Here is a 7045-nt window from a genome sequence, read left to right as displayed (position 1 = left end):
GCTGGTTCTTACGGAGGTGGTGCTTTACTATGGGGAAGACGGTGTGTGCCACATAAAGTGATGCTACGGCCAGAAAGTTCTGGTCACGCCCGGTTCTTGGCCGAATGCGCACAACGAGTCGGCCACGGTCGAGGAAGCTGTTGGGGCTCTCGTCGCTGCCGATGAAGGCCAAGTCAATACCTCTCGGTCGGTAGCCCTCCAGCTCATCCTGGATTCGCACCGCGAAGTCGTTGATCCCGTGAGTCACGTCCCGCTGCAGAGCCTTCGTTTCCGCGGTCTTGGACACCCAACGCGTCCCCGACCAGAACCAGAGAGCAATCCGCTCAGCGTTAGCTGGATTGTGTGCGATCCAGGCGAAGACGGCTAGGACGAGCGCCAGTGCAAGACCAAAGCTGACCACGCCAGGGATTACGATCGTCATCTAGAACTAGTACAGCTCCGGGTGTTCGCCAATATATCGCGCGAATTGCAGGGTGCAATTCGGATCGTCACAGACCACGTGTATCGCGCCGCTCTCAGGGAAGACAATGCCCACTTCGCCGACCGACTGCAATGTTCGTGCACAGAACTTGCAATGTACGCGCCCCCGTCGCATGTCCCGGGTAACCTGGAGGCTGTCGAGCAGCGTGTCAAAGTCCTTTGACGTCGCCGCCGCAATGGTCTCGCGTTCCAGGCGCCTTCGGTTGGGGCGCAGTCCAAGTCGCATCCGATCCTCTTCCTGTCGGCTCGAACGCGCGACTGTAGCACACCGCCGACGCTGGTCCGTCGGGCCTGGATTACGTGCCAACACGCGGGTGCAGATGTACCAACGGCCGTCCCCAAGTCGGCGCCCGCGGGCCCTATACGGCCCGCGGAGGTGACCATTGGAGACGGGCTGGCTTGATAGGCCGGCCCGTCCCGCAAGGTTGACGGCAGGTCGGCGCCGCAGGTGGAGCGCCTCGGCGCCTGGCAAGCCAGCCTACGCGGTAGCCACCACCCGCCGGTGGGTGACGGTGGCGACGGCCAGGCCGATCCGGAGTTGGCCGGGCAGCTTGCGCAGGAACAGCCGCGTCACCTCGGAGACCAGCTCGGCGGCTTTCTCGACCGCAGGCGCGCCGTCCTCGTCCGGGTCGCCGTAGACGATGGCGAGATTGCGGGCGTTGGTCCGCCAGAGGTCGGCCACGGCGTCGGCGCAAGCCTGGACCACGGCGACCAGCTCGTCCTCCTGGTAGCCCGCGGCGCCGGCGAGGGCGGCGATGGCGCGGAGGCTGTACAGGTCCGCTCGGCGCGGCAGCCGTCCGTGGCGGATGAAGCGGTCGAGGGAGTGGGCCGTCTCGCGCACCAGCTCGGCCATGACCGGGTTGATGTGGCCGCCGTCGTGCTCACTGGTCAGGCTGGCCACCAGGTCGTGCAGCTCCTCGGCGACCAGGTGCCCGGTGAGGCGGCGGACGTCGCGTGCGCACCGATTCGTGTAGTCCACCGCGGCTGCCGCAGGTGGCGTCGGCTCGCAGACCGTCGCCGGGGTCGGACCGATAGAGTCGGTCATCGCCGGATCCTCCACTTCAGGGTTCGGCTCGGCCCCGTGAAGGTACGAACTTCGCGGGGCCTCTTCTTTGTACGACGCTGCCATTGTACCACAGCGTTGTGTATCTCCGCCAGGTTCTTGCCATAGCTGGCCGGATCCAATCTGGGCGGATTTTTGAGCAGACCGTCATATCCGGGCGCCTGCGGCATCTAAAGCTTCAACCAATCGCGCTCACGGGCGCGAGGTCATCCACCCATCAGGAGGGAGTGCCATGCATGACACGACAACCCTCCTGCCGTCCGGACCCAGCGAGCAGCAGGCTCGACTGGCGATGCGGTCATATGCAGAAAGAGGTGAATGGACGACGGCAGAGGACACCAGCAACGACACAGGCGACCGACCGACCGGCGCGTACGGCGGCCGCGCGCTGCCGGACGCGCCACGACGCGGCGGCGGAGGACGTGCGAGCACAGCTGCGCCCGCGCTGCCATTCGGTGAGGGCGGCCAGGTGCGTGACGACGGTGCCGACGGGGCGCGCGTCCCTTGTGGCGACGACCCGAGCGCGCCACCAAGAGCGCCCGGGCGTCGCCGCGCAGTCCCGTGCGCGGGCGGCAGCGTCCCTGCCGCGCTGATCGCCCGTCCCCTTGGCGGCCCAGAGGCGATTGCGCGTCGCGCGGCCCCCGGCGTCCGCGAGCGGCGCGGACGTGCAGCCGTGGCCGCCGCCTCGGCCAGCACCACGGGGCCTGTAACACAGTGGTGCCAAAGTCCTGCGTCACGCTCGATCGGGACGCCACCATGGCGGACTTTGCGCCCCCGATGCATCGGTGGCGACCGATGACCACGGTGAGGATCCTCGCGAGTGGTATCGACAGCATGTACCTGTCGATGCGCGTGAGCTCTTCGACGGCCTAACGGTGTGCCTCTGCAACATGGTGGATCTCAACGGCCACACGGGGGAGCCGATCCCATTCTCGTTCTACGACGCGGAGCCGGACTTGCTGCTGCGCCTGCATGGCTGGCGCAACTGGCCGTTCTGGATCAGCTCGCCGCGATTCGAGCTCTACATTGGTGCGTCGGCTCCCTTCCCGCCCGCATACGCCCAGCTGCACTCGGAGTTCATCCACCTGGTCGGCATCCATCGCGCGGTGCAGGAACTGGAGGAGATCGTCGCGCGGTTCGTCATCCCGCGTGCGCCGCGCATCACCGTCTCGCGCGTTGATCTTTACGCGGACGAGCAGGGGTGGGAGCCGCAGTACGACGACTTCTTTCGCTTCACGTGCCGGGCCACGATGCGACGGCTGCACGAGCAGCCCAGCCAACTGCACACCAACGGGCGGCGGCTGTCGGGCTTCGTCTTCGGCAAAGGCGACGTCCTCGCGCGCATCTACGACAAGTCGCTGGAGATGCAACGTCGCGGGGAGACGTGGCAGCAGGCGGTCTGGCGCGACCCCGACCCGAAGCGGTCGGTGTGGCGCGTGGAGTACCAGTTTCGGCGTGGGGCTCTGGCACGCTTCGACATCGCGGGCGTTGGCGACGCACTGACGGCGCGGCAAGGGCTCTGGGGCTACGGCATGCGCTGGCTCTCGCTGCGGCAGCCCGCGAAGCACGTGCGGCGCGCGCGGTCGCCCGAGGCAGGCGCGTGGGCGCGGCTCCGCGATGCGCAGATGGGATCGCCGACGTCGCCGCTCGTACGTGAGCACCGGCGCGCCGCCGACGAGCTACGCCTGGTGCGCGGGTTCGTCGGGTATGCGAGCTCGCTGGAGGCGATGGGGTCGGCCCACGACCTGGGTGGCGCCATGGCAAGGACCGTTCCCGCAGCGCAGCGCTACCTGGTCCGGCGCGGGGTGCGCTACCGCGACGTCGTCGACGACAAGCGGCAGCGCCGGCTGGCACTGCCCGAGGGTGCGGGGGAGCGGTCATGACCGACACCACGCACGCGTCGGAGCTGATGTCCCTGGACGCAATGCCGATGCTTCTCACCGTCAAGGACGTGGAGGCGGAGCTGCAACTCGGCAGGACCCGGACGTACGAGCTCGTTCGCTCGGGAGAGTTACCTGTCGTCAGGATCGGGCGCGTGGTGCGGATTCCGCGCGACGCCTTGCGCCAGTGGATCGACGAGCGGGCCTCGGTGATCGCTATCTCGCCAGGGTGGTCGCGGCTGGAGCGCTAGATCCCCCTGGAAGATCTAGTCGGCCTCTCCGCCCACGCCGAGCCTTGTGACTGTTCGTATTCATCGCTATCGGGAGCAACTCCTGTGCGCCATTTGGGTGCCCGTCCTGTATTGCAGCTCAAACAAGCTCCAGACGCTCTTTGGCTCTCGCAACGTACGTCCGACTGATGTCGAAACCTACGAACCGGCGGCCCAGTTCGGCGGCGGCTATCGCTGTGGTCCCGCCGCCGACAAACGGGTCTAAGACTAGGTCACCCTTCTTCGTTGATAGCGAGATACAACGCGCAGGAAGTGCGATGGGAAACTCCGCTCCATGGCCGTTCTGGCCTGTCCCTGTTGGCAGCCACCAAATGTCTGTTAGCTTCTTCACGGACTCAAAAGGCGGGTTTGGGCCGCCCAACCGGCGTGGAAGACGTTGCCACTCCGCTCTTTTGAATACGGGTGCTCGGCGGACAGATAGGTGAAGAATGTACTCGGCATGCCGAGTAACTCGGCTACGAACCGGTTCTGGCGTGGAGTTCTTATTCCAGGTGATCAGGCTCTTCAGCCAGTAGCCTATGCGCGACGCTCGCTCAGCGACACGTCCTGGGATTGAGCTTTGCTCACCGTCCTCTAGATACATGTGGCCCGCGCTGTGCCGGCACGCAAGATGTTCAGTCCAGCCGAGCGTATAGTCGGACTGCCCACCCATAGCACGCAGCTTCTCATGTGAGCTGCCCCGAATCGGCGTTCTCGTATTGTAGGTGTCCATAAGGTTCCACCACACTGATCCAGTCAGGCTCATCGCCGGCCTGAGAAGGTGGAGCAACTCGACGGTGTGGCGGATGAAGCCCTCTGGCGTTTGCTCGAATCCATATGGACAGCGCTCACCATCGGCCCAGGCAATATCGCGATGCGTCTCGTACACGCGCATACCCCAGTAGGGTGAGGACGTCACGACACACTGAACAGACCCAGCTGGTAGTGCCGGAAGTAACGCCCGGGCGTCGCCAGCGAGGAGGGTGGCGGTCTCCCGTGTGTCGAGCGGCGGCTGCGCTGTCGTCGTCCCCAGGCCAAGGAGGTAGTCCGGCACCAGGCTTCGAGGAACAAACGTCTCCTGGTAGCCATCCACGTCGAGCAACTCGAGGACTTGTGTTAACGAAATAGTTGCGGGTCGTGATCCTGGTCGGTATCCGAGCGCACGAACTATGTAGGCTCTGCTCATGCCGACCACAGGCGCAACCGCCGATATGCTGAAACGCCTCTCCACCTCTTCTTCCGAGAAGTTCCGCCTCAACCTCCGGACAGGCGACGCTGGCTTGATGTCGCGGATCATGGTGCGGTTCGCCCGAACATCCGCGACAGTGTAGCCGCTCCTGGGCCAAACCGGTGATATGCCGGCGTGGCCCCGACCGGCGAGCGGGAGGGGCGCTACCCTATCGCGCTGAGCCCACCGTGGCAGTATCTTGGGCCCAGTCGCCGAGCGGGCTCTCCTCGCGGGTCTTCGAGGAGCGGGCGGCGAAGGAGACGAGCCACTTGCGTACATGCTCCCATTGAGGATCGACCTTCAGGTGCTTCGTGCGCCGATCTCGCTGCATGGCGCGGATTCCGGTGATCGCATCGCTAACTCTAACGAAGACCGCTGCGCGCCCAGTGGTGTAGGGCGTACGTGCATCTTCCCTCGCGACGTAGGGGGCGAGCTCGGTGCCGTACTTGTAGCTCGCGAGGCCGGCCGCCTCAAGGAGTGACCGCACCATCACCTTGTCGCCATCCTTGGTCACCTGGATGATGGCGGCGGCGTCGTCCGGACGGTATCGGACCTTCCGGACCTCGAATTGCGCCTTATAGGCACGGGGAGGTGCCAATCGCCATGCGCGAGTGAGTTCCAGATCACTCTCAATTTCGTTCCATGCACGCGTCCGTTCGGCGATGGCTTCACAGGCTCGCGTATGAACGTCTTCCGTGAGTCGTGTACCGTTGGCGTCCAGCACCAGCAGCGCTCGGTAGAGGGCCGTGTCACGACGGCCGGGCACCGTGGCCTGCTTAACTTGAATGTCTGCGGTCTTAGCTGCTCTAACACGCGCTCGACCATCGATGACACTACCATCGGCGCTAAGGAGGACCGGATGCTGCTCCAGGAATCCGTGCTCACGCATAGACGCCACGAGCCGCTGGAATTCCAGGGACTGCGGACGTTCCGAGACGGACGGAACGAAGTCGTGGATGTTGAAGCGTGAGGCACGGAGTCTTTCGTCGTCAGCCTGCAGACGCTCCTTCGCTGCCTCAAGACCTGCTTGGTAATCTCGGATGCTGCCATCTGGGTAGGAGATTCTCGGTGCTATGGTGCCCAAGGCCAAACGTTGCGGAGTCTGGCGGACCACCATGAGCAATCCACTATCAATGCACGCCGCGAGCTTCGCCCGAAAGTATGCCTCTTCGCCCATAAGGTGCAATTCTCGGGGGACGAGAATCCGAAGACGGCCAACTACACTGGCGAAAACGTCGTCGGACGAGACAGTTCGATCCGCTTCGTGCGGCAGCGACGATACGACGGCGTCGTAAATTGCGATACGGGCAGCGTTGTCAGGGGGAAGGTCCTCGCGCCTAGGAGCCGGCCTACGCATGGGCGGGCACTCCTGAGGCAACTGTAGGCGAGCCACCCGACGATGCGGTGGGCATGCCCCAGCGTCTGGCCGCCTCGGCGAGTACCGCTGCTATGTGGCGTTGCAGAGCACTCAGGGCTTCGAACGTCTCGCTGTGCGCCTCCGGCATCACGTCGAGAAGCTTATCAGCGTCCGTCTTCAAGAGGGCTGCGACATGCATGGAAGCCGGGCGTGTGCGGCGCCTGAGACCCGAGGTGAAGCCGCGAGCGACCGCGGCGATCTCTTCCTCCCGAGCCTGCCGTTCCCCAGCCACGATGGCGAGTGCTTCGGCCTCAGAGGGCGCGTCGTTTGCGGCCGCAACTAGTCGCTTCAATTGCGCAACGGGCAAGCGCGCCGCGACAGCCAACAACGTGGCCTCCATGAAGACGCAGCGAAGCCTGGCAGCATTCAAAGTCGCCTGCTTACTTTCCGAGAGAAGAGCCACGTCAGCCTGAGGAATGCCACATCGCTGCGCTCGGATGTGAAACCGTGCACAAGCCACCCACTTGGACAGCTTGGAGGCGGTGACGCCCGTCATGCGGGCGTAGGACCGCGTATCGAAGGAATGGCCTTCCTGGACCGCACTCAACACGAAGGCCCTGAGTTCCTCTTCGGTCATCCCAAGGCCGTGGGATTGGTTAAGCTCTACTGATAGGGCGCGCGCCTGCAGCGGGGAGAGGTCAGAGCAGATGTAGGCAGCGATATGCTCGTAGCGGTTCCGGCGCGCGGCGGCGCAGCGTGTGTTTCCGT

The 7045-nt window shown here is 64.8% G+C and carries 7 protein-coding genes; 2 read left to right on the top strand and 5 right to left on the bottom strand.

Going from position 1 to position 7045, the window contains the following annotated elements:
* Together VFC51_05995 and VFC51_05990 are read right to left on the bottom strand one after the other, a co-directional pair.
* A partial coding sequence (locus VFC51_05995; GenBank protein HZT06563.1) for a hypothetical protein occupies positions 1-421 on the bottom strand: 421 nt, incomplete at its 3' end.
* Between the two features lie 537 nt (positions 422-958).
* A complete protein-coding gene (locus VFC51_05990) occupies positions 959-1525 on the bottom strand; it encodes a hypothetical protein (GenBank protein HZT06562.1) in 567 nt (188 codons plus the stop codon).
* A gap of 803 nt (positions 1526-2328) precedes the next feature.
* Here VFC51_05990 and VFC51_05985 point away from each other — a divergent pair.
* Positions 2329-3426: a hypothetical protein gene (locus VFC51_05985; protein HZT06561.1), complete on the top strand. Its 1098-nt coding sequence runs from the start codon at positions 2329-2331 to the stop codon at positions 3424-3426.
* The gene (locus VFC51_05980) at positions 3423-3674 is read left to right on the top strand and encodes a helix-turn-helix domain-containing protein (GenBank protein ID HZT06560.1); all 252 of its coding nucleotides are present in this window, start codon (positions 3423-3425) and stop codon (positions 3672-3674) included. Before VFC51_05985 ends, VFC51_05980 begins: the two co-directional genes overlap by 4 nt.
* Positions 3675-3792: 118 nt before the next feature.
* Here VFC51_05980 and VFC51_05975 read toward each other — a convergent pair whose 3' ends face one another.
* From VFC51_05975 to VFC51_05965, 3 genes are all read right to left on the bottom strand, one after another.
* Positions 3793-4989 (bottom strand): site-specific DNA-methyltransferase, encoded by a 1197-nt coding sequence (locus tag VFC51_05975; GenBank protein ID HZT06559.1) that lies wholly within the window; start codon positions 4987-4989, stop codon positions 3793-3795.
* Between the two features lie 100 nt (positions 4990-5089).
* Positions 5090-6097: a hypothetical protein gene (locus VFC51_05970; GenBank protein ID HZT06558.1), complete on the bottom strand. Its 1008-nt coding sequence runs from the start codon at positions 6095-6097 to the stop codon at positions 5090-5092.
* A gap of 172 nt (positions 6098-6269) precedes the next feature.
* Positions 6270-7045, bottom strand: a 776-nt coding sequence (locus tag VFC51_05965; protein HZT06557.1) for a hypothetical protein, incomplete at its 5' end; no start/stop codon positions are given.

Source organism: Chloroflexota bacterium (genome assembly GCA_035652535.1).
Taxonomy (GTDB): Bacteria; Chloroflexota; UBA6077; order UBA6077; family SHYK01; genus DASRDP01.
The sequence above is the reverse complement of the archived record's forward strand: the minus strand, read 5'-3'. Positions and strand labels throughout refer to the sequence as shown.